Here is a 21,265-nt window from a genome sequence, read left to right as displayed (position 1 = left end):
AATTGAAGATAGTCGGGTAAATAAAACTATAAAAAATATATTCATGACGAAATCAACTTATAGGCAATGCTGCACCCGGGTAAATGGTGAATCGGGTCTCAGAAGGAAGAAGAGTCGTGTAAGGAGGAAAATAGTATGAAATTACATAACGGAGAGCTGTTTTGGCCTGAGACCGTGGAAAAACAAATTGACTATCCGCCCCTAAATACAGAGGTTACATGTGATGTGCTGATCATAGGTGGAGGGATGGCTGGTGCGCTTTGTGCCGAAGAGCTGTCTCACACGCCTTTTAAGACAGTCCTTGCAGAGAAGGGGAGAATCGGTTCAGGAAGTTCTTCCGCAAACACGGGCCTGCTTCAATATTCTAATGATAAAATGCTTCATGAGATGGCAGAAGAAATCGGTGAAGATCAAGCTGTCCATTTTTATAAATTATGCTTAGAAGCTGTAGATGAACTACAGCAGGTATCAGGACCCTTAACACCTCCTGTGGATTTCATTAGAAGACCGAGTTTGTATTATGCAAGTGACGAAAGTGACGTTTCAAAACTGCAAAAAGAATATGAAATGCTGAATAAACATGGATTTGAAGTAGAGTTCTATGATAAAGAGCTTATAAAAGAGCGATTTGGATTTGAGAAACCTGCTGCTCTTATGACTCATGGAGATGCTGAGGTAAATCCTTTAAAGCTTGTGAAGGCTCTTATTAACACCGCAAATGGACGGGACGTGGATGTATTCGAAAATACACATCTTACAGAAGAAGGGAAAGAAGGGGAATACTGGTGTTTTGCATCGCCGGATGGAAGAATTAAGGCGATGCATGTCATTTATTCAACCGGATATGAAACCATTTCGTTTGCGAAATCACTTGGAGCTGAGCTTAATCGCACGTTTGCTATCGCAACAACACCGGTCGAAAGCCTTGAAAGGTGGTCCTATCAAGCACTGATCTGGGAAACAAAACGGCCTTATTTTTATATGAGAACAACCGCAGATAACCGGATTATTGCAGGCGGTCTTGATCAGGAAGAACTGACAGGTACGTTGGATGAAGATGTTATTCAAGATCGTGCGGCGAAGTTACTCAAGAGAATCAAGGAACATTTTCCTGATTTAGACATTGATGTTTCTCATGCATGGGCAGCAAGTTTCGGCGAATCGAAGGACGGTCTGCCTTATATCGGTGAACATTCTGAAAAAGATAATATTTATTTCTGTCTTGGATACGGAGGCAACGGAACGGTTTACAGCAAGCTCGGAGCAAAGATGCTGTGTGAATTAATTCATGGCAAACCCTCTGAAGGGGCTGACATTGTAAAACTGGATCGTTGATATGAAAAAGTGCGCTGGATTTTTCAGCGCACTTTTTCTATTTGATCTTAAAATCCTTTATTCTGTTGACCTGTTATTCACCAGCTTTCAATGAGGTCAATTAGCTCCGATAACTGGTCAATTTCTGCATCAGCGTGAGAATCATCTATGGGAGGCTGCTTTTTCCAGATGGTCTTTAGGCCTGCCCGTTTGGCGGCTTTAATATCATTATCTATATGATCTCCAACGTATACCGCATTTTGGGGTAACACATTCAGCCGGTTCAACGCTCTATGGAATATTTCTGCATCAGGCTTCGCACACCCTTCTTTTGCTGAAATCAGAATCTGATCAAAAAAGAGTTCAATTCCAAGCCCCTGGATCGACCGCATCTGCATTTTTTCCCGTCCGTTGGTGATTAAAGCAAGCTTATAGCCTTTAGAACGAAGGGCATAAAGAAGGGTATGCAAACCCTCAAACGGAATACAGCTTTCTTGAAAATGCTCAATATAATCATCTAGCAGCATCTCGCTTGAACAGCGTGAAAATTCATTCTCCTCGATTAACTGCTGGTATACTTTGTCCTTCCAGACATAGCCGTTGCGTTCAAGTTCAGTAAATCGACTGATATACGCTTCTTTTTCCATGCTTTTAAGCCAGGGGTAAAGGCGGTCATATTGTTTATCCAAAAATACTTGAACGCTGGATTTGCGGTCAAGGAGAGTACCGTCCAGGTCAAACAGGATGGCTTCCATTCTTTTATCCCCCTCCTAAACTTGATAAGGCAGTGACCGTTGAAAGTAAGAACAGGATAAACAATAAATAGCCAACAATCCTAATCGGATGAGTGATTGGATAATCCTCAAGAGGCATAATTTTATTGATTAGGAGATTAAGCAGCATGAGTCCTCCAATAAATAAAATAATAGAGATCAGGATGTGCATTTCGGAATCCAGGAGGTTAAACATTTGATGATAAAATAGTCCAGCAATGCTTCCGAGGAAAGCCATTAAAGCCAATATTATGACAGATTGCTTGTTCAATTCCAGCCCTCATTTCTTTATAAGTAAATGAATAACATGAACGACCCGCTTATTACTGAATTATCACCCGGGAAATAAATTGTCGAAATGTAGCCAGCGGTGGAAAAGCATGATGCCCAAAAAACCTGCTCTAAGATAGAGCAGGTTTGTCATACTAGATTTTCGCAACCATTTTACCTGTAAAGCTTCGTGATTCAAGCTCTTGCAGTCCTGCTGGAACTTCTTCAAGCGTAATGACCTTTTCGACAGTTGAGTAAATTTTTTCTTCCGCCAAAAGCTCTACCAGATGGTCCCCGATTTGCTTTAAGGTTTTTTCTTCATTTTTATTTCCTGATTGATAGACTGTTCCAAGAAAAACATGATGAAAAGAAATAGGGCGGGCAGGAGAAATGGATTCATTCATTTCCGGCTGTCCGGCAATAAATGCGATCTGTCCATTGAAAGCAAGTGTTTCAAGAGACTTTGTTGCGTTTTCTCTGCCTACTGTATCAAGCACATAATCTACACCTAGACCGTTTGTGATTTCTTTTGTTCTTTCAACAAAGTCTTCCGTTTTATAATCAATGGCATAGTCAGCACCGAGATCTTTTACATAGCTATGCTTTTTTTGGGATGCTGTTGTAATCACCGTTAATCCCGCATATTTTGCAAGCTGAATAGCAAATCCGCCTACACCGCCTGCGCCTGCATGAATTAAAATGGTCTTGCCTTTTTGAGCGTGCAGTTTAAAGAAAAGTGCCTGGTAAGCCGTATAGGCTGCAACTGGAAGAGCAGCAGCATCTTCAAATGAAACTGAATCATGCAGCTTTGATACCGTGTGCGCTTTACTGACAGCATACTCAGCAAAACCGCCCTTTGCCGCCATATCGCTCAAATAAACGACACGGTCCCCTTTTTTTATAGTCGTTACTTCTGAGCCTACTTCATCGACTATACCAGCTACGTCAAGACCCAGAATGTGTGGATAGGACCAGCCGGGAAATCCGTTTTCACCTGTTTTATAATCAACCGGATTTAAGCTGGCAGCCTTTACCTGAACAACAATTTCATCGCTGGCAGGAGAAGGTTTTTCAATTTCTTCGACCTTCATGTTTTTCCACTGTCCTTTATCATTTAACAATAATGCTTTCATTTTTGTTCCTCCTCTTTCCCTATATGACTGCTCATCATTCAATTTTACATTAGAGCAGGTAGAATGAAATTTTGACAAGAGTGAGTATAGATTGGGAAAATACTCTCTTGTTGATTCTGGCATTTACAGGTATGAAAGATACGAGAGTCTAAAGCAGCCTGCAAAATTTGAAGGCTTGTTCAGTTTTTACCCTTTTCCTCTCCTGGTAAACAATAAGAATAATGGAGGCTAGGTAGAAAGATAAAGCGCCTCAAGGCTGGTTTTATGATTGTCTTCTTTAATATTAAATGATTGCTTACGATCATTCGGGGAGGACGTTCTCTCGTTTTGCGGTCAGAATGACTAAAAAATGAAATGTTCTTGGGAAAATGGTGAAATAGTAGTAAGATTTCTAAATTGGGTAAAAAGTTCATCCGTGTTTATTTTTTCGATTACGTGTATAATTACCCATGTAATCTACTTAAGATAAACAGGACTAAAGAAGGGTGTTTGTTCCGTGTATATCATAATAAAAGAAGCTTCTGATTATCTTTCGTTATCCGAAGCCGTTATTACGAGATTAATTCATGAAAATAAAATACGAGCAGTTCACGATGGCACACAATATCTGGTAAATAAAGATCAATTTAATCATCATTTGAACCAGCTTGAAAAAGCGAAAAAGATTTTTGAGGAATGGCGCAATGAACCAATTCCAGACAGCGTAGATGTAAAAGACGAAGATTAATAAAATTAAATTTCAAACGAAAGGCGGTGAGTGATTCAAATGGAAATGGAACAAGTTTGTGCTGAAATCAGAAAAAAAGTAATAGAAACAAATTGGTCAAGACTTTGGCCCGGTTTTAAACCCGTCGCATACTGTATTTATAATCAAGAAAAAGTATACTTATTTAATCATCCTGCCTTTCAAAACCTTGATGGCCAAGCGGTTGTTTTTGATTGGGAGGAGCAGTTTGTGGGGGACACCCTGATTTTATATAAGGATTATCCAACTGCGATTGTACGATGGGACCAGAACACATTTGTGAATGATTTATATCAAGTTTTGGTTCATGAGATTTTTCACGGCTATCAGACGATTATCGATGAAAAATGGTTCCCCGATGAACTGACGGGAGTATGTTACCCGCTCCTGGTTGAAAATATCGATCTTCGAATGAAGGAAAGAAAGCTTTTAAACGAGGCATATAAGGAAAAGAACCCTGTGAAAAAAATGCAGTGTCTACAAGCATTCCGATTTTTTCGAACGAGGAGAGAAGCAATTTTAAAACAGGACATCGAGTACGAGTACTTAATGGAATCTGTAGAGGGACCTGCATATTACGTCAAATTTCAGGCAGCGAATCATATGGATGATACATCTGCTGAAAAGTGCCTGCAGTTTTATCGGCAGATGTTATTGGATCCGCAGAAAACAAATCTCCATTTAAGAAAAAGCTGCTGCATTTCAGGTCTTTTTATCTGTTTGCTTATGGACCAACTAGATGAAAAGTGGAAAGACATCTTTGTAGATTCAGATTTGACGCTGTATGAATTTTTTTCACTTTATATTGATTCCCCGCTGCAAGTGAATGCAAAAGAACGAAGAGCTTCTGAGGAGGCTTGTCAGGCCTATGAGTATGTTTATCAGCAAAAAAACAAAAAAATCCAGGAATTTTCGAACTCAAGCGGTTATAAGCTTACAATCGAGGGCGATATGAGGGCAACTTTTTTTGATCCCATTAATATGGTGAACGTTGGCAACAAACTTCTTCATCGTTATTTTGTTAAGCTCCAGATAAACCAGAAGGATTATTTAATTAACCAGCCAGCACTCATTTATTACAGCGATAATATTCTGCATTTTAATCGTCTGCAGTTAAATTTGACGCAAAAGCCGGTTTTAATGAATGGGTTTATCAGCATTGAGGGGATCGGGTCCATACCCGGATCTTATAAAGAAGATGGGCGTTCCCTTCATTTAACAGTGGGGTAAAAAGAAAAAACCTGCATCCCGATTGGAGCTGCAGGTTTCAATTTTGTTGATCTTGCTGTTTAATTATCTACTGCGTCTTCTCTTACAAAATGATGTCCGCCGACAAATTTTCGATCATCTTCATGTCCAAATGACGCAGGCAGCTTATGAACGTAGTCCTCGGCGTTGTCCTGCGGCTTATAACCAAGCGGATTTTCAGGATCAACATGGAAGAAGCTTCTGGTATTGGCTGAGATGCCGTAGATCGTGACGACGTTGTTGATTTCAGCTGTAATAGATTTTTTCACAAGCTGAATTAAATCATTATAGCTGAGCCAAATCATCAGATGCTCTTTTGAATCCGGTTCTTCTACACAGCCGCAAATGCGGAGATTTACAACTTCTAAACCGAATTTATCGTGATACAGCTTACCCATATCTTCGTTATAAACTTTGCTTAGCCCGTAAAAGGTGTCAGGACGGGTTTCTGTATGAATATCGTATGGAGCATTGCGCGCATCTAAAAATCCTACAGCGTGGATGCTGCTTGCGTATACGACCCGTTTTACCCCGTGCAGTCTTGCTGCTTCATATACATGGTAGGTTCCTCTTAAATTAGCATCGAGTATTGCTTCAAATTCATTTTCAACCGGAAGCCCGCCAAAATGCAGTACTGTTTCAATATCATGCTCTTTAAAAATGGCTTCAATTGCCTCGTAATCATTTAAGTCAGCTTTAATAAATGGAACGCCTTCTACTGGCTCTTCCGGTTCAGAACGATTGGTCAGCACCAAATCAAATTCATCCTTCAACGCTTTTGTCAGCACTGTGCCAAGACCGCCTGCTGCTCCTGTAAGCAATACTTTACCCATGTTCATCTCCACCTTTCTTTCTCATAAAAATCTTTACCCGTATTTTCTAGTTGCAACCATCTTTTCTTAAAATGTTTTTATTTTGCTGACAACCAGCAGACAATTTAGTATACTAAACTATAAAATTCCACCAAATAAGAACAAATGTATTTTAAGGGTGGACAAAAATAAAGGAGTTTTGTCTCTATGAAAGTAGTTAAGTTTGGCGGCAGTTCTGTAGCGAGTGCAGAGCAATATAAAAAGGCTGGCAGCATCATTCTGTCAGACCATGCACGAAAAGTCATCGTCGTTTCTGCTCCCGGCAAACGGTTTGATGGAGACGAAAAAACAACGGATCTTCTTATAAAATTGGCTCAGACCGTACAAAATGGAAGTTATAATGAGAAGTTATTTAAAGCAGTGCTGGAACGATACAATGAAATCATAGAAGAGTTAGGACTGGATGAGCATTTAAAGGGACAGCTTGAAGGGAACTTAAGGGAACTTATATCACTATATGGTGAGGATAAAGACAGACTTTTAGATGCGTTAAAGTCCAGTGGAGAAGATATGAATGCGAGGTTGATGACCTCCTATCTTCAGTCACTTGGCCACAAAGCCTCATATGTGTCACCAAAGGAAGCGGGTATGATCGTGACAGATGAGCCCGGCAATGCACAAATCCTGCCTGAAGCCTATGAACGGATAGCCCAGCTGCGCACAAGAGAAGAGATCTTAGTCATACCCGGATTTTTTGGGTATTCCTATCAGGGGAATATTGTCACGTTCCCAAGAGGAGGGTCTGATATTACGGGTTCGATTATCGCTGCCGGGATGGATGCAGAGGAATATGAAAATTTCACCGATGTGGACTCTGTTTATTGTGTAAGCCCAAAGATGGTCGACAAACCTTGTGAGCTGAAGGAAATCACTTATCGAGAAATGCGGGAACTGGCATACTCCGGTTTTTCTGTTTTTCATGATGAAGCACTTCAGCCGGTATTCCAAAAGGGAATACCGGTAAGAGTAAAAAACACGAATCGTCCTGAAGCTGCCGGAACCCGAATTGTTTTAGAAAGAGAATTAAATGGGCAGCCTGTCATCGGAATTGCCAGCGACACCGATTTTTGCAGTGTGAATATAACAAAATATCTGATGAACAGGGAGCTTGGATTCGGCAGACGTTTGCTTGCGATTTTAGAGGATGAAGGGATTTCCTATGAGCATACTCCATCAGGAATTGATAATCTATCGGTTATTTTAAGGTCACATCAGCTTGAAAATGGCAAAGAAGAGCGGGTGCTCGACCGAATAAAAAAAGAGCTTGATGTTGATGACATTAATATTGAGCGGAATCTTGCCATGATCATGGTAGTAGGGGAAGGCATGAAGCATGCGGTAGGCGTTGCTTCAAAGGCTGCCCAGGCTCTGGCAGATTCCGGGTCGAATATTAAAATGATTAACCAGGGCTCATCTGAAGTCAGCATGATGTTCGGTGTGGACGGTGCTTCTGTTGTAAATGCAGTAAATCATCTGTACAGAGCGTATTTCCCGGAGAAATGACCCTGCAATGATACCATTTAACGGGTAGAATCATATAAGTGTAATAAATCTGCATATAAAAAGAATGTTTTCATGAATAAAGTTCATGAAAACATTCTTTTTAATTTTGTCTGAGCTTCGTCCAAGTGTTTCTTACAGAAGCAATGTCTATTTTATAGAATAGTTGAAAATTAGTTCTTTGAATGGGCTTTAAAAAGTAGTTGCTCCTTAGAATCCAGGAAAGGACCAAACGGCAACGCTGCCTGCTTGAACAGGGAAGTCACCGAAGCCTTCTTCATCAATTTTCACGCGGTCAACATGCGAACGGGTGTAGTCTACCCACTCTTCTCCTGCACGCTGTTCGCCTACAAACATTTTCTTGTTGCCGGCTTCTCCGTTTGTAATGACAACTGCGCAGCCTGAATGAGGGAATTCTTTTTCCCCGCGTCTTACCCAGCCGATGGTATTCGGGTGGTCAAAGTAATCATCCTGCTGACCATAGGCCTTATGCGCACGAACATACACAAGAGGGTCAAGTGCTTCTTTTTTCCCCTCCAATGAATTTTCTCCGCCAATTCCAAAATAATCACCGTAAAACATGCATGGGTAGCCGTCTTTTCGTAGAAGCACCAATGCATAGGCACTCGGTTTAAACCAGTCATCAATCCATGATTCAAGAGATTCTCCAGGCTGAGAATCATGATTATCAACAAAAGTAACGGCATTTAGCGGGTATTTTTCTACCAGGGTGCCATGAAAAATTGTCGTTAAATCAAAGTCATTTCCTTTTAATGATGCTTCGTGCAGGTTGTAGTGCAGCATGACATCAAATAGATCAAGCTGATAATTTGTTTCTTCCAAAAAGTTGCCGCAGGCTTCTACATCATTATTCCAGTATTCTCCGACCATATAAAAGTTTCCATCAACATGGTCTTTTACCTCACGGATAAATTCATCTATAAACTCATGACTGATATGCTTAATCGCATCTAATCGGAATCCGTCACATGATAAGGTGTCAGGCAGCCATTTTCCCCAACTGATCATTTCTTCTCTGACATCAGGATGCTGATAATCAATATTAGCGAACATTAAATAATCATAATTTCCAAATTCCTCATCGACATTATCGTTCCAGCTCTTATTTTCTCCTAAAATACGAAAGAAACCTGTTCTTCCTTCTTTTTCGTCCCAGTCTGTGCCGTTAAAATGATCGAAATTCCATTTAAAGTCTGAATATTTGTCTTCTCGTCCCGGGAAGGTGAATTTTGTCCAGCCTTCGATGTCAAAGGGTTCTGATATCTCTTTCAAGCGGTTTTCAGCATCTACTTCGATGACCTGAAACGTTTCTGTTTCGTCCGCTCCTGCTTTGTGATTCATCACAATATCAACATAGACACAAATGCCGTTCTCATGACAGGCTGCGATCGCTTCATGCAGCTCATCTTTTGTGCCATATTTTGTTCGGACTGTGTCTTTTTGGTCGAATTCTCCTAGGTCGTATAGATCATAAACACTGTAGCCGGGGTCATCTACTGATTGACCCTTCGTAACTGGAGGAATCCACACACCATCAATGCCGTTTGCTTTTAAATCTGCTGCAGCATCACGAAGCCTTTTCCAGTGGTCACCATCTGATTCAACATGCCATTCGAAAAATTGTAACATGGTATGATTACGTTCCATTTTGTTCATTCCTCCTAGGTGTAGTGAAAAAGTAAATATAAAAATAAGTAGTCCTTTAGAAATTGAAAGATGTATAAATATGTTAATGAAATGAATAGTGTAGATGAATTGTATCTACCCGTACCCGGAATTTTGAAACCTGTGTACAATAGAGAGACGTGAAACTAATGAATAATGGAGGGGGAGAGAGGTATGAGTAAAATAGAAAAACTTTATCCTATTTGGATTCTTCTTTCCATAGTCCTGGGACTGGGAGCAGGAGAAATTCCCCTTTTACGACATAGCATGGCAGAAATGCTCATGCCGCTTCTTGCAGCCATGCTCTTTTTTTCCTTTTTGCAAATTTCATTAAGGGAAATTGGAGAGGCGTTTTCACACCGTACATTTATTTTGTCGAGTGTGGGAATCAACTTTATTTTCACTCCACTTTTGGCATGGGGAATTGCTTCGGTTTTACTCCCGGACGAGCCCGCAGTCTGGATTGGGTTTATTTTGCTTATGGTAACGCCCTGTACAGACTGGTATATTATATTTACTCAAATGGCGAAAGGGAATACAGCTCTTTCTACCAGTATCCTGCCAGTAAACTTATTGCTTCAGCTTTTACTGCTGCCAGTGTACCTTTATCTTTTTACAGGAATGACAGGGGCAGTTCATTTTTCTTCATTAATTACAAGTACCTTAACGATCCTGCTGCTTCCTTTTTTCTTTGCATGGCTCATCAGAAAATGGATGGACCGTTCCGATAAAAAGGACAAGTGGCTGGCAACCGTGCAAAATGCGCCGATCCTTCTGTTGTGTATAGCTATACTATCCATCTTCGCAGCTCATGGCAGCCTGCTTACAGAAAATCCATGGCTGCTTATTCGTCTGCTGTCGGCAATCCTTCTCTTTTTTCTTCTTATTTTCGTTATTGCGAGGGTGGCGGGAAGGTGGCTGGGTTTTTCAAAAAGAGATTTAGCCAGCTTTCATATGACGACCCTTGCCAGAAATTCGCCCGTTGGTTTGGCGATCGCGATTGCTGCGTTTCCGGAAGAGCCGCTCGTTGCGCTTGCTTTGATTGCCGCGCCGTTAATTGAACTTCCAGCTTTAGCTGCTGCTGCCTATCTCATATTGAAGCTTGATCAGTAAAGATATTTCGTCTCCCTAAAAAAAGAAGGTGTAAAATAGGAATTTATCCTGTAAAATGATTGTATTCATTTATACATAAGATGGTGCTAAGAGGAGATTAGGTCAATGCTAAAACGTTTTTTTCACTATTATAAGCCACATAAAAAGCTTTTTGCTGCTGATTTTAGCTGTGCGGTGCTGGTGGGTCTCTTAGAACTGGGGTTTCCACTTGCTGTCGCCTGGTTTATCGATGAATTGCTGCCTGAGGGAAATTGGCAGGCCATCACCTGGGTGAGTTTTTTGCTTCTGGTTCTTTATTTGATGAGCACATCGCTTCAATACGTAGTGAATTATTGGGGACATAAGCTTGGGATTAATATTGAAACCGATATGCGCCAGGAGCTGTTTGAACATGTTCAAAAGCAATCCTTCCGCTTCTTTGATAATACTAAGACCGGTCATGTGATGAGCAGGATTACGAATGATTTATTTGATATTGGTGAGCTTGCCCATCATGGCCCTGAGGATATATTTATTGCGTTTATGACCTTTTTCGGTGCTTTTTGGATCATGCTGACGATTAATGTAAAGCTCGCATTCGTAGCCATCATTGTCGTTCCATTTTTAATTTGGCTGATTACTTATTGTAATATACAAATGAATAAAGCATGGAAGAAAATGTACGGTGATATTGCAGAAGTAAATGCCAGAGTCGAGGACAGTGTCTCAGGTGTTCGGGTTGTCCAGTCCTTCACAAATGAAAAGCATGAAATTAATCGATTTAAAACAGATAATAAAACCTACCGCCAATCAAAAATAAGCGCGTATAAGGTCATGTCCTTTAGTTCATCCGGCATTTACATCATGACTCGGTTAATTGTCCTGGCTGTTCTTGTATATGGGGCCTGGTTAAGCTATGTCGGTGAGATTACATATGGTGAACTGGTCGGTTTTGTTCTTTACATTAATGTGTTGTTTAAGCCGATTGATAAAATCAGTGCGCTGCTTGAAATGTATCCGAAAGGAATGGCTGGGTTTAAGCGGTTTACTGATATGCTCGATCAATCGCCGGATATTCTCAACCATCCGGATGCTAAGGACATTAAGGAACTCAAAGGGCAAATCGACTTTCAGGACGTCTCTTTCAGCTATGATGACTATAAGCCTGTGCTGAAAAATATTTCTTTGTCACTGAAACAGGGGGAGACTGTTGCCTTTGTTGGTCCTTCCGGAGCAGGGAAAACAACGATCTGTTCTCTAATTCCACGCTTTTACGATGTGACAAAAGGGGCGATTATGATTGATCACATGGATATTCGTAAAATGACAAAGGAATCGCTTCGCAGTCAGATTGGAATTGTTCAGCAGGACGTGTTTTTATTTACAGGTACGCTAAAAGAAAATATCGCGTACGGGAAGCTCGGAGCAACAGATGAAGAAATAGTAGAAGCGGCGAAGCGAGCCAATTTGGAATCTGTCATTCATTCGCTCCCTCTTGGCTACAATACGCAAATAGGGGAGAGGGGACTTAAACTGTCCGGGGGACAAAAGCAGCGAATAGCGCTAGCACGCATGTTCCTCAAAAATCCGCCGATCCTCATTTTAGATGAAGCGACTTCAGCGCTTGATACGGAAACAGAATCCATTATTCAAGAAGCCATTGCGGAGTTGTCTAAAGGGCGAACAACACTTGTTATTGCCCATCGTTTGGCCACGATCAGAAAAGCAGACCGGGTGGTTGTCGTAACAGAAGATGGAATTGCAGAAGATGGTACACATGAGGAGCTGCTCGATCAGGAAGGAATATTCGCGAACCTTCACCGTGTTCAGTATGAGCGGGGATAAAAGAGAGCAGGACTAACTCATTACAAGGTTTTTTAACTTCCAGGTAGGCCGTAAATGAGAGGTTTAATGATTGGAATTTCAAGGTTTTCGGCAGGCTGAATTTCCGGGTGGAGAAGCGCTGGAAGACTCAACTGTTTTTCTTCTAAAAGCGTCCATTTAAAGGGCGGTTTACCGGTTACAAAAAGGCTGAGACAAATCTGTCTCAGCTTTTTGTTGTTCCTAAATTTACTATTTTTCCATAAAGTGAGGGGCCAGCGTCTCTTTTAAGGTATTAGCACTTTTGTGGAATAACTCTTTTTCATGCGTACTGAGATCAAGCTCGATCACTTCCCGTATGCCATTGCGGTTTAATATAGCAGGTACACCAATGTACACATCATCCTCGCCATATTCTCCTTCAAGCAGGGCAGAAACGGTCAAAATGCTATTTTCATTATGAAGCAGTGCTTTTGTTATGCGAACCAGACCCATAGCAATTCCGTAATATGTAGCGCCTTTACTGTTTATAATCTGATAGGCAGCATCGCGCACATTCACAAAAATATCATCAAGATCCTGCTGCGAATACTTATTATTTTGTTCAATCATCTTCATAACTGAAACCCCGCCGACATCAACAGAGCTGTAAACCGGCAACTCACTATCCCCGTGCTCACCTATTATGTAGCCATGAACATTTTGAGGAGCGACTTGAAAGTATTCTCCAAGTAAAAAGCGGAATCGGGCAGTATCCAGGATCGTTCCAGACCCGATTACTCTTTCTTTAGGGAAGCCGCTGTATTTCCAAGTTGCATACGTTAACACATCAACCGGATTGGTGGCGACGAGAAAGATGCCGTCAAATCCGTTTGAGACGACCTGGGTAACAATTGAGTGAAAAATTTTGAGGTTTTTTTCAACTAACTGAAGTCTGGTTTCACCAGGCTTCTGATTCGCCCCTGCGCAAATGACAACAATGTCCGCGTCACGGCAATCTTCATAAGTGCCGAACCGAATCGCTAGAGGATTGGCAGCAAAAACCTTTCCATGATTTAAATCCAGTACATCACCTTTTGCTTTTTCCTCGTTCACGTCAATCATAACCAATTCATCTGCGACCCCTTGATTTAAAAGAGCGAAAGCATAACTTGATCCAACAAAACCAGTTCCAATCAAAGCAATTCGGTTTCCTTTAGGTTTACTCATTCGTCACTCATCCTTTCAACTGTAAGGTCGTGCTGACACCATTATAAGAGTGGAAAAATTCGTCTGTCAATGGACCTACTTGCGGATTAATTAAAAAAGAGTATCAAGAAAGCAGGTGAAACCTGACTTGCTCGATACCCCTTTTTTAAAAACGAACTCACACTCAATCTACCAGATAGTTCATTAGCTCAATTTCAATTGATTAAAGGACTATTTTAATTTTCCATCCTTAAGCAATACCATCGAACTTAGTCCTTTTACCTTCATACTATTTCCGTGTCGAATGTTTAAGATTTTGGTTCCAGCGTTATCACTGTCTACTAATACTTTCCATGGTCCTTTACCAGGGAGCTTGACGACTTTAGCCCCTTTATTGGCATTGTGAATAACGAAAAGATTTCGATTCTTTTTCTCCTCAAGTGTGTACGCGACTACATTTCTTGGTGCTTTTGTAAAGTGGAGACGTTCTTCGATCTCATCTGCATCCGTTAAACGAAAAGCTTCAAATCGCTGGCGCAGATCAATTAAGCCTTTCATGTACTCTACTTCTTCATCAAATTCAGCCCGTCTTTCCCAGTCAAGCTGATTAACGGAATCAGGTGATTGATAGCTGTTATGATCTCCGCCTTTAGTTCGCATAAACTCCTGGCCGGCGTGGATAAACGAAATCCCCTGGGAAGTTAGCACAATAGAAGATCCAAGCTTGTGCATCGCTTTTTTATCCATTTCAGAGGCATCAGGATTCGTTTTCTCCAGCTTGTCCCATAATGTAAGGTTGTCATGGGCTTCTACATATTGAACGACTTGATCAGGATCACGGTAGGTGGCTGTGCTGTCCGCATAATCGAATCCGCCTGCCACACTTTGTTTCATGATCTCTTCCATGCCCTGTTTGCCGTTTATAAAGCCCGGGTCTGCATCTTCCCATACGCTGCCTTTTGCGCCATCACGCAATGTGTCATTAAAGTGGGCGATGCGAGGCATGTCCTCGGCATTTTTCTGATTGGCTTTTCGTTCAGGGTCAAGAGGGGTGTTAAGATCCCATCCTTCTCCAAGAACAATAATAGATGGATCAATTTCATCAAGCGCCTCTCGAACAGCATTCATTGTATCTGTATCATGGATCCCCATGAGATCGAAACGGAAGCCGTTCATATTATATTCCTCAGCCCAATAAGAAACTGAATCCACAATAAATTTCTCCATCATGTTGCGTTCAGAAGCGGTGTCATTTCCTACTCCTGTACCATTAGCCAGTGTACCGTCCTCATTGTAGCGGAAATAGTACCCTGGAACAAGCTGGTTAAAGTTTGATTCATTCACTGCGTACATATGGTTATAAACAACATCCATAACTACTCCGAGATTTTCCTCGTGCAGGGAATGGATCATTTGTTTCAATTCTTTTACCCGAACATCAGGGTCGTAAGGATCGGTTGCATAAGAACCTTCTGGAACATTATAATTTTTCGGATCATATCCCCAATTAAATTGAGGTGTGTCGAGGTTTGTTTCATCAACAGTCCGATAATCATAGATTGGCAAGAATTGAACATGGCTGACACCAAGATCTTTAATATGGTTTAAGCCGGTTCTGACTCCCTCGGGTCCAGTTGTTTCTAATTCGGTTACACCGAGGTATTTTCCTTTTTGCTCAATGCCGCTTTCAGGCTGAATCGACAAATCACGGACATGCAGCTCATAAATGATCGCGTCCTCAGGGTTAGGTGACGCCTCAAACCCTTGCTCTTCATCCCAGCCTTCAGGATCTGTTTCCTCTAAATCAATGACTGCTCCTTTGTCTCCGTTAACGGAAGTAGAGCGTATATAAGGATCAACGGCTTCACGCCATTCGTCTCCAATTTTCACCTTATACGTATAAAGAAGACCGTCTTGATCTCCAGTTAAAGAAGCTTTCCATGTTCCTTTTTCATCTTTTTCCATATCCGTTTCAGTTCCGGCTGTATCATCCCACGCTTCATACGTCACGAGTTTCGCTTCACTTGCCGTAGGTGCCCATACTTTAAAGTCTGTCTGCTCTTCTGTATACGTATTTCCTAAGTCATCTCCGTCGTAAAAATATTCCTCATCAAATTCTTCTGAACGGACGACTTTGCCCACCTGTACGGTCGCTTCGCCGAATACATCCGTGATGACTTTATAGGTCTTCGTTAAATCGATTTCCTGTTTTGTCGTAATCTTCACTTTCGTTGTCAGCGTTTCACCTTCTTTTACAGGCAGAATCGACTCTATATCAAGTCCGCCGCTTAAACTGATTCCCGTATCTTCGAGCGACGTGTCAATTGGGAAATTGGTTGTCAATGTAATCTCGTTTAACCCATCTATGGCTGCGCTTAAAATCCTCGGATCGCGGTCAATGTGATTCGGATCATAATAGATGCCTTCTTCCCCTTGTACAAGCCAGATTTCCGCGGTGCCGTCGTCTTGAATCTGACGAACAATGCGATCGCCGAACTCACGGTCAGCCCAATCGTTATCCCCTTCATTTTTTCGAACGATCAGTCCGATTTTGTCAAATGCTTCTTCATCGGTCAGTGTGACTTCTGCTGTTTTTCCGTAGTCATCCTCTGAAGTGTATTCTACAGCTTGTCCATCTCCATCGCCTGGCCACACCCATAAATCCCAGCCCTCATAATCATTATCATAACGATAATAGTGCACCGTTAAATCCACTTCGTTAAAGGAAGGGAAGTCACGATATTCTCCGTCAGGCGGTTCAGTATAAACAGTTTCGTCGCCTGATTTGATCCATACTTCGGCCACACCAGCCTTCACATCAGCCCAGCGGTCACCGCCGTCTTTCTCCCATGCATCTGTTCGAACGATAAATCCAAAACGTTCATGAGAGCCATCCAGGTCCACCTTTGCAATTTTTCCAAATGCATCTTCCTCGGTAAAATTATGTACCTGTCCTTCAGCTCCGTCTGCCCATACCCATAAGTTCCAATCCTGTGTTGTTTCAGGATCTTCCTGGTAATGGACAATTAAAGAAGTGTAAGTAGTAGAATCTTCTGCTTGAACAGATGCAATCGGTTGCACAACCGGAATAAAGGATAGAAGCAACACCATTGCCAGTAAGCAGGACAGCCATTTTCGATTTTTCACGTACGTATTTCCCTCCTAAAATAGAATAGTGGTATTATTTAGAAGTATAAAGGAAGCAGCTTATTTATGTAAGCGGTTGCACAATAGTTGCACAAAATGAACCTTATTAACTAGATTCATAACAAGGACTATTTTCACGATTCACTGGTTTTTCTATTTAAAGAAGGCATAACGCCAGCACATGGTGGTTTCTGCAGTATGGGACGGGTGCTTAAAAGCGCAGGTAGAAAAGGCTGAGACACATTTGTCCCAGCCCCGTCTTGAATAAATAAATTGATCAAAGCTTTTTCAGTTCGTTTTAATAGTAATAAGGGTAAGGATATGGCTGATATCCATAGCCAAATCCCGGAGATAAAAGCGCTCCTGTCAAAAGGCCTCCTGCAAATCCGCCTGGAAAGCCAAATCCAAAAGGTCTGCCGTAACCAAACGGCCGTCCGTAACCAAATGGCCGGCCGTAACCAAATGGCCGCCCATATCCAAAAGGTCTTCCAAAGGGTCTTCCAAATTGTCTTTGATCTGTCTCATACGATTGATTGTCATACGAATATCCATCATGTAAAGAATACATGCCGTTGTTCATAAGCGTACCCTCCTAAAAGTTCATTCCTTAAAGCTTATGCCTAACCCGGTTTAGGTTCTTGGATGATTATCCCTGATTTTTAAATTTTTTTGAATGATGATCCTTTTATAGAGGAAAGCTAATAGAAAAAAGGGTGACGGTAATGAGTGGTTTTCCAGTGATTCATACAACTTTTTGGGATGCTGTGATTGCTGTTCCGGCAATTGTTGTGATCATCCAGCTGCTGAAACTAAAATTTTCAATTCCCAAGTTTATTATTCCAACGTTAGCCAATGCACTGGGTTTGTTACTTTCGATTTTCATCAGTCACAGCGGTCACTTAGCTGCGGGTATATTTATGGGGTTTTTTTATGGGAATGCTGCGGTAGGCGTATATGCTTCAATTAAAACTTCTATCGTTTCATACTTAAATAAGGTACAGAGAAAAAAATCCACATGAAACAGGAGCTTAAGCGGTTTAGGATCTGACCACTAAAGCTCCTGTTTTTAGTTAAGAACAGCTGACAACTTCGATATTCCTGGTATCGAGTCCGATGTACATCCACCGGAACCGGCTGCTATTCCAATAAAACCCGCCAACCGAATTGCTTCCTAGTACCACCGGATAAAACCAGAAGGAGGCACCGCTCGTTAGCCATACATAGGTAAAGCGAAACAGACACGGACGAATGACATTGGGATCAACAAGGAAAACAGATGGGCCTCCTTGAGCAGTAAAGGGTTTAGGTGGAATTTGAGATGGGGGCGGGGAAGTCGGTGCGCTCATACTCTGTTGTGAGCTGCCACCGCCCTGACCGCCGCCCGGAAATGGATTTCCGCCCTGGCCACCGTTCGGAAAAGGAAATCCCTGGCCTCCGCCTTGATTGCCGCCTGGGAAAGGAAATCCTTGACCGCCGCTCTGACCTCCGCCTGGAAAAGGAAATCCCTGACCGCCGCTCTGGCCTCCGCCTGGAAAAGGAAACCCTTGTCCGCCGCCCTGTCCACTCCCGGGAAGAGGGAACCAGCTGATTGGCGACAGAATTCTTTGATCATAGGCAGGTTCCTGATCGTAATAGGGATAGGAATTCATATAGTAATATTCGTTCATCACACATTTTCCTTTCTGAAATAAACCAATTTTCCTGAGCAAATAAAGACTCGTTGGATCAACCGCAACCGCCGCCCTTATCTGCCACTTGTTAATTAGTGTATTTCACTTCATTTGATCTGTGTGTGTGAACGCCTACCCTAAGCATGAGGCAGCGATTTTACAAGAGTGATAAATTCTCTTGATGTATAGGGAACATATCTGTTTTTTGCTAAAATCATGCCTAAATGCCATGGGAATGGTTTTGTCAGTGAGATCATTTTGAAAGGTCCGTTCTTTACACGGTCGCAAATTAGTTTTGGCATAAGGGTCACACCAAGATTTTTCTCGACCATTCCGACTATAAAATCCCATTGGGAGCTTTCGTAAGCAATCTTGGGTGTAAATCCTTCACTGATACATACTTCAATTGTTCTGCTATTCAGAGTAAATTCTTTACTCAACAGCAGGAACATATCCTCTTTTAACTCATTCAAATCAACGACTTGCCGGTCTGCTAATGGATGTGATTCATGGACAAGCAATTTAATTTCCTGTTGAACAAAAGGAACGACGTCAAATAGCTCCTCATTAACAGGAAGAAGGACAAACCCCAGATCAACTTCCCCATCGAGGACTTTTTGTTCCACTTTTTTTGCACCGTCTTCAGCAAGCATCACCATTACATCGGGGTATTCTTTTTGAAATTCTGCAATAATGGTCGGGAAAAAAAGAGTGCTGATCACAGGAGGCAGTCCGATTTTAATTTTGCCTTTCTTTAAATTCATCACATCGTAAAGGGAAGCGGAGAGGTCGTCGAGACCATTTACGACTTTTTGAGCCTGAGTAAGGACAATTTCACCTGCATCCGTTAACTTGATCTGTTTGGCTGAACGATCAATTAATGTAACCTCAAGCTCCTGCTCAAGCCCTTTTACCATCTTACTTAAAGTCGGCTGGGTAACATGGAGCGTTCGCGAAGCTTTCGTAAAGCTTTTATGTTTTGCGACTTCTATAAAATAACTAAGCTGCCGGATATCCAATGGATCAACTCCCTTTATTGAAAATGCCTGACTTTGATTTAGAGCATTTTTAAAATTTTCATAGCTTAACGATCGAGTGCGTTTTTTGAACACCTATAACTTTTTGTTATATGTAATATAATAATTATTCATTTTACCTATCTTACAAGAAAAGGTACACTGAAAAACGAAATAAGTCTAAATATTTAAAAAGTTTAACTTAAAAAAAGGAAGAGTTGGTTTTATTTTATTGGTTTGAAGAGCAGCGATTAAGGGGGGACGGGGAGCCGCTCGAAGATGATCAGGCAAATGAGTACTAGTTAATTCAGAAATTGAAACTTTAAACTAGTGATAATTGTAAGCGATTACATTACGGTATTTAAGATCATTTGGAATGAGTAAAGCGCTTTGGGATTCATATTTCTACATAACGTTAAAGAAGAATGGAAAATAAGAGGGCGAGGGAGGAAGAAATATGTTCAGTATGATCGGTTTGGTTGGAGGACTTATTTTACTTATTGTGTTAACGATGAGAGGCATGAATCTTCTTGTTGCTGGTCCGCTTTGTGCGCTGGTTGTAGCAGTTTTTAGCGGTATGCCTTTGTTTCCACAGCTGGTTGGAGAAGGAGAATCCAACTTTCTGACAAATTATATGGGAGGATTTTCAGGCTTCATTACTTCATGGTTTCCCATGTTTTTATTAGGGGCCATTTTTGGAAAAGTAATGGAAGACAGTGGAGCAGCAGACAGTGTGTCAAAATGGCTGGTTGAAAAATTCGGAATTAAAAAAGCGGTGTTCGCCATCGTGCTTTCCTGTGCCGTACTAACCTACGGGGGAGTCAGCTTGTTTGTTGTCGCTTTTTCTGTTTTTCCAATGGCACTTAGCTTATTTAAGCAAGCTGATCTTCCAAGAAGATTTATTCCCTCGGCACTGGCGTTTGGTTCAGTGACGTTTACCATGACTTCTGCGGGGTCTCCTGAAATTCAAAACTGGATCCCGATTGATTATTTAAATACAACGGCATATGCAGGGTGGGAAGTCAGTTTGATTGTGGCGGTATTTATGATGATTTTTGGTTATTGGTGGCTGAAAAGAATGATTAATAAAGCAGTAGGGCGGGGAGAGCGATTTGAAGCGAGAGAAACGGATCCTGTTGTGGAAAATAGAAAACTTCCGAATCCCGCTTTAAGTGCTATTCCTCTTATCGTTGTGCTGGCTATTTCGTTTATTTTCCATGATGAACTTTTAACGTCTGCCCTTATCATCGCTTTGCTTGGGGGGATTATTGCTACCTATGTCCTAAATAGAAAATACTTTATTAACTTTGGGAAGGCCATGTCAGAAGGAACAATCGGTGCGCTGATTGCGATAGGCAATACAGCTGCTGTAGTCGGATTTGGCGGTGTCGCAAAAGCGGTTCCTGCCTTTAATGTAGCAGTTGATGCGATGACAAGCATTCCAGGAAGTCCGCTGCTTGGAGGCGCCATTGCAGTCAGCGTAATAGCAGGACTTACAGGATCTGCGTCGGGCGGTCAGGTGATTGCTCTGCCGCTTCTCGCGCCTCATTACATGGAGATGGGTGTTAATACAGAGGCACTCCATCGGACGGTGGCGATTTCCTCAGGGGCACTCGATTCTTTGCCTCATAACGGATATGTCGTAACCACAATCAGAGGGGTATGTGGTGAAACTCATAAAGATGCTTACGGGCCGGTGGGCATTGTCACGGTAATTGTACCGTTAATCGGTCTGGGAATAGCCATCGCCCTATTTTCTCTTGGGCTGGGAATCTAATGTTCTATAAAAA

At 41.7% G+C, this 21,265-nt stretch carries 18 protein-coding genes; 8 read left to right on the top strand and 10 right to left on the bottom strand.

Translation table 11 applies throughout. From position 1 onward, the window contains the following. Nucleotides 1-135 precede the first annotated feature (135 nt). Nucleotides 136-1,335: an NAD(P)/FAD-dependent oxidoreductase gene (locus KR50_RS01320; protein WP_041053860.1), complete on the top strand. Its 1,200-nt coding sequence runs from the start codon at nucleotides 136-138 to the stop codon at nucleotides 1,333-1,335. Nucleotides 1,336-1,412: 77 nt separating this feature from the next. On the opposite strand, the gene KR50_RS01315 is transcribed toward KR50_RS01320, so the two are convergent. The 3 genes from KR50_RS01315 to KR50_RS01305 all read right to left on the bottom strand — a co-directional run bounded on the left by KR50_RS01315 (nucleotide 1,413) and on the right by KR50_RS01305 (nucleotide 3,490). Beyond that, nucleotides 1,413-2,069 (bottom strand): HAD family hydrolase, encoded by a 657-nt coding sequence (locus KR50_RS01315; RefSeq protein WP_041053858.1) that lies wholly within the window; start codon nucleotides 2,067-2,069, stop codon nucleotides 1,413-1,415. 4 nt (nucleotides 2,070-2,073) lie between these two features. Further along, the gene (locus KR50_RS01310) at nucleotides 2,074-2,358 is read right to left on the bottom strand and encodes a hypothetical protein (RefSeq protein WP_041053855.1); all 285 of its coding nucleotides are present in this window, start codon (nucleotides 2,356-2,358) and stop codon (nucleotides 2,074-2,076) included. Between the two features lie 154 nt (nucleotides 2,359-2,512). Continuing rightward, on the bottom strand, nucleotides 2,513-3,490 hold the full coding sequence (locus KR50_RS01305) for a zinc-binding dehydrogenase (RefSeq protein ID WP_041053853.1): 978 nt from the start codon (nucleotides 3,488-3,490) through the stop codon (nucleotides 2,513-2,515). A 496-nt stretch (nucleotides 3,491-3,986) separates the two neighbouring features. Between KR50_RS01305 and KR50_RS01300 the strand changes: the two genes are divergently transcribed. Further along, nucleotides 3,987-4,217: an excisionase family DNA-binding protein gene (locus KR50_RS01300; RefSeq protein WP_041053850.1), complete on the top strand. Its 231-nt coding sequence runs from the start codon at nucleotides 3,987-3,989 to the stop codon at nucleotides 4,215-4,217. Between the two features lie 39 nt (nucleotides 4,218-4,256). Continuing rightward, a complete protein-coding gene (locus KR50_RS01295) occupies nucleotides 4,257-5,465 on the top strand; it encodes a hypothetical protein (RefSeq protein ID WP_041053847.1) in 1,209 nt (402 codons plus the stop codon). Nucleotides 5,466-5,524: 59 nt separating this feature from the next. Here KR50_RS01295 and KR50_RS01290 read toward each other — a convergent pair whose 3' ends face one another. Then, the gene (locus tag KR50_RS01290; protein ID WP_052476650.1) at nucleotides 5,525-6,316 is read right to left on the bottom strand and encodes an NAD-dependent epimerase/dehydratase family protein; all 792 of its coding nucleotides are present in this window, start codon (nucleotides 6,314-6,316) and stop codon (nucleotides 5,525-5,527) included. 186 nt (nucleotides 6,317-6,502) lie between these two features. On the opposite strand from KR50_RS01290, the gene KR50_RS01285 reads away from it, so the two are divergent. After that, nucleotides 6,503-7,858, top strand: a complete 1,356-nt coding sequence (locus KR50_RS01285) for an aspartate kinase (protein ID WP_041053844.1) — start codon at nucleotides 6,503-6,505, stop codon at nucleotides 7,856-7,858. 207 nt (nucleotides 7,859-8,065) lie between these two features. Here the strand turns inward: KR50_RS01285 and KR50_RS01280 are convergent, their stop codons facing one another. Next, on the bottom strand, nucleotides 8,066-9,523 hold the full coding sequence (locus tag KR50_RS01280; protein WP_041053841.1) for an alpha-amylase: 1,458 nt from the start codon (nucleotides 9,521-9,523) through the stop codon (nucleotides 8,066-8,068). A gap of 192 nt (nucleotides 9,524-9,715) precedes the next feature. Here KR50_RS01280 and KR50_RS01275 point away from each other — a divergent pair, with 192 nt between their 5' ends. After that, the gene (locus KR50_RS01275; protein WP_041053838.1) at nucleotides 9,716-10,654 is read left to right on the top strand and encodes an arsenic resistance protein; all 939 of its coding nucleotides are present in this window, start codon (nucleotides 9,716-9,718) and stop codon (nucleotides 10,652-10,654) included. Between the two features lie 105 nt (nucleotides 10,655-10,759). Further along, nucleotides 10,760-12,478 (top strand): ABC transporter ATP-binding protein, encoded by a 1,719-nt coding sequence (locus KR50_RS01270; RefSeq protein WP_041053835.1) that lies wholly within the window; start codon nucleotides 10,760-10,762, stop codon nucleotides 12,476-12,478. 228 nt (nucleotides 12,479-12,706) lie between these two features. Here KR50_RS01270 and KR50_RS01265 read toward each other — a convergent pair whose 3' ends face one another. The 3 genes from KR50_RS01265 to KR50_RS01255 form a co-directional block, all read right to left on the bottom strand. Then, nucleotides 12,707-13,663 carry an L-lactate dehydrogenase gene (locus tag KR50_RS01265; RefSeq protein WP_041053833.1) on the bottom strand — a complete coding sequence of 319 codons (957 nt, stop codon included), beginning with the start codon at nucleotides 13,661-13,663 and terminating at the stop codon, nucleotides 12,707-12,709. A 210-nt stretch (nucleotides 13,664-13,873) separates the two neighbouring features. Further along, entirely contained in the window at nucleotides 13,874-16,753 is a 2,880-nt protein-coding gene (pulA, locus tag KR50_RS01260) for a type I pullulanase (RefSeq protein ID WP_052476713.1), read from the bottom strand. A gap of 334 nt (nucleotides 16,754-17,087) precedes the next feature. Beyond that, nucleotides 17,088-17,369 (bottom strand): hypothetical protein, encoded by a 282-nt coding sequence (locus KR50_RS01255; protein ID WP_041053831.1) that lies wholly within the window; start codon nucleotides 17,367-17,369, stop codon nucleotides 17,088-17,090. A gap of 142 nt (nucleotides 17,370-17,511) precedes the next feature. On the opposite strand from KR50_RS01255, the gene KR50_RS01250 reads away from it, so the two are divergent. Further along, on the top strand, nucleotides 17,512-17,808 hold the full coding sequence (locus KR50_RS01250) for a hypothetical protein (protein ID WP_041053826.1): 297 nt from the start codon (nucleotides 17,512-17,514) through the stop codon (nucleotides 17,806-17,808). A 51-nt stretch (nucleotides 17,809-17,859) separates the two neighbouring features. On the opposite strand, the gene KR50_RS01245 is transcribed toward KR50_RS01250, so the two are convergent. Next, nucleotides 17,860-18,456 carry a hypothetical protein gene (locus tag KR50_RS01245; protein ID WP_041053825.1) on the bottom strand — a complete coding sequence of 199 codons (597 nt, stop codon included), beginning with the start codon at nucleotides 18,454-18,456 and terminating at the stop codon, nucleotides 17,860-17,862. Between the two features lie 140 nt (nucleotides 18,457-18,596). Beyond that, nucleotides 18,597-19,478: a LysR family transcriptional regulator gene (locus tag KR50_RS01240; protein ID WP_041053822.1), complete on the bottom strand. Its 882-nt coding sequence runs from the start codon at nucleotides 19,476-19,478 to the stop codon at nucleotides 18,597-18,599. Nucleotides 19,479-19,932: 454 nt separating this feature from the next. Between KR50_RS01240 and KR50_RS01235 the strand changes: the two genes are divergently transcribed. After that, entirely contained in the window at nucleotides 19,933-21,252 is a 1,320-nt protein-coding gene (locus tag KR50_RS01235; protein ID WP_041053819.1) for a GntP family permease, read from the top strand. Nucleotides 21,253-21,265: the final 13 nt, after the last annotated feature.

The organism is Jeotgalibacillus campisalis, from assembly GCF_000829515.1.
Classification (GTDB): domain Bacteria; phylum Bacillota; class Bacilli; order Bacillales; family Jeotgalibacillaceae; genus Jeotgalibacillus; species Jeotgalibacillus campisalis.
The sequence above is the reverse complement of the archived record's forward strand: the minus strand, read 5'-3'. Positions and strand labels throughout refer to the sequence as shown.

What these genes read in the sequence shown, in the direction of transcription:
- KR50_RS01320 (WP_041053860.1), top strand. Translation starts at nt 136, where the DNA reads ATGAAATTACATAACGGAGAGCTGTTTTGGCCTGAGACCGTGGAAAAA.
- KR50_RS01315 (WP_041053858.1), bottom strand. Translation starts at nt 2,069, where the DNA reads ATGGAAGCCATCCTGTTTGACCTGGACGGTACTCTCCTTGACCGCAAA.
- KR50_RS01305 (WP_041053853.1), bottom strand. Translation starts at nt 3,490, where the DNA reads ATGAAAGCATTATTGTTAAATGATAAAGGACAGTGGAAAAACATGAAG.
- KR50_RS01295 (WP_041053847.1), top strand. Translation starts at nt 4,257, where the DNA reads ATGGAAATGGAACAAGTTTGTGCTGAAATCAGAAAAAAAGTAATAGAA.
- KR50_RS01290 (WP_052476650.1), bottom strand. Translation starts at nt 6,316, where the DNA reads ATGGGTAAAGTATTGCTTACAGGAGCAGCAGGCGGTCTTGGCACAGTG.
- KR50_RS01285 (WP_041053844.1), top strand. Translation starts at nt 6,503, where the DNA reads ATGAAAGTAGTTAAGTTTGGCGGCAGTTCTGTAGCGAGTGCAGAGCAA.
- KR50_RS01280 (WP_041053841.1), bottom strand. Translation starts at nt 9,523, where the DNA reads ATGGAACGTAATCATACCATGTTACAATTTTTCGAATGGCATGTTGAA.
- KR50_RS01275 (WP_041053838.1), top strand. Translation starts at nt 9,716, where the DNA reads ATGAGTAAAATAGAAAAACTTTATCCTATTTGGATTCTTCTTTCCATA.
- KR50_RS01270 (WP_041053835.1), top strand. Translation starts at nt 10,760, where the DNA reads ATGCTAAAACGTTTTTTTCACTATTATAAGCCACATAAAAAGCTTTTT.
- KR50_RS01265 (WP_041053833.1), bottom strand. Translation starts at nt 13,663, where the DNA reads ATGAGTAAACCTAAAGGAAACCGAATTGCTTTGATTGGAACTGGTTTT.
- pulA (WP_052476713.1), bottom strand. Translation starts at nt 16,753, where the DNA reads ATGGTGTTGCTTCTATCCTTTATTCCGGTTGTGCAACCGATTGCATCT.
- KR50_RS01255 (WP_041053831.1), bottom strand. Translation starts at nt 17,369, where the DNA reads ATGAACAACGGCATGTATTCTTTACATGATGGATATTCGTATGACAAT.
- KR50_RS01250 (WP_041053826.1), top strand. Translation starts at nt 17,512, where the DNA reads ATGAGTGGTTTTCCAGTGATTCATACAACTTTTTGGGATGCTGTGATT.
- KR50_RS01245 (WP_041053825.1), bottom strand. Translation starts at nt 18,456, where the DNA reads ATGAACGAATATTACTATATGAATTCCTATCCCTATTACGATCAGGAA.
- KR50_RS01235 (WP_041053819.1), top strand. Translation starts at nt 19,933, where the DNA reads ATGTTCAGTATGATCGGTTTGGTTGGAGGACTTATTTTACTTATTGTG.